This is a genomic window from Dietzia sp. DQ11-38-2 (genome assembly GCF_014145055.1).
Taxonomy (GTDB): domain Bacteria; phylum Actinomycetota; class Actinomycetes; order Mycobacteriales; family Mycobacteriaceae; genus Dietzia.
The window spans coordinates 6,324-7,279 of record NZ_JAALDW010000227.1 but is presented as its reverse complement, the minus strand read 5'-3'; the positions used below and the strand labels follow the sequence as shown (position 1 = coordinate 7,279).

At 72.0% G+C, this 956-nt stretch carries 1 protein-coding gene and 1 pseudogene; one reads left to right on the top strand and one right to left on the bottom strand.

The window, feature by feature from the left end; all coding sequences use genetic code 11:
* On the bottom strand, positions 1-560 hold a 560-nt coding region (locus G6026_RS08465), incomplete at its 3' end, for an oxygenase MpaB family protein (protein WP_182612906.1).
* 275 nt (positions 561-835) lie between these two features.
* Here G6026_RS08465 and G6026_RS17215 point away from each other — a divergent pair.
* Positions 836-956, top strand: a pseudogene (locus tag G6026_RS17215) (SDR family NAD(P)-dependent oxidoreductase); the annotation flags it as partial.

The window sequence follows — 956 nt, the reverse complement described above, 5'->3', positions numbered from 1 at the left end:
GTCGCGACGCTCCGGCCGGCGGTGGTCGCACGGGCGCGATCCCGGGAGGAACGGAGCAGTTGCTCGAGTTCGCGGACCGTGGTGGGCGAGACCCGGCAGCCGAGCAGGTGCGCGACGCCGGCCGTCTGGCAGACGTACCGGTCGGACTCGGCCGGGGTGAGCGGCCGCGCGGCGAAGCGTTGGTAGGCCGCGAGAAGGGCCCATGTGGTGGCGGCGTGCGCCCACTCCACGAGCTCGGGGTCCGAACCGTAGTAGTACTGACCGTGCTCGGTGGTCCCCGAGAACGCGCGGTCGCGGTGGGAGTTCTCGATCGTCACCATCGCGTCGTCGACCGTGCCGAACGTGGTGATCTCGATGAGGTCGTGCAGGTAGGCGTCCACGGACCAGGGGTCGTCGACCGCGTCCGCGGCGGCGAACGTGGAGGCGTAGGCCGGGTTGGCCGCCAGCATGAGCAGGCCGGTGGTCACCCCGATCGGGGTCGCCGCGTCGCCGTGGACACGCCAGATGGGATCGCCCTCGCCGAACCACCGGGGCCCCGGGATGTCCAGGATCGAGCACACAGGGGTATCCGCCGCACCGCGTGGGGCAAGTGGTGACATGGGCACGCCCTGGGGTAGTTGCGCCGTGTGTGACGGCCGGTTGAGTCCTGACGAAGACTGTAACTCCCGTCCCGCCTGTCGGCCGGTATTCCCTGGGGGCGGGCTGAGAAAATCCCGTGAACGTAGGGCGGGGACACGGCCTCTAGGCTGGCAGTGCACACCCGTGAGCCCCGAACCGCACCAGGAGACGACACGTGAGCCCTTCCCCCCTTCCCGCCCCCCGTACCGGCCCCGTCGTGCCCGACCGCTTCGCCGGGAGGACGGCCCTCGTCACCGGCGCCAGCCGGGGGATCGGCCTGGGGATCGCGCGGCGCCTGCTGTCCGAGGGGGCGTCCGTGGTGATCACCGCCCGCGGGC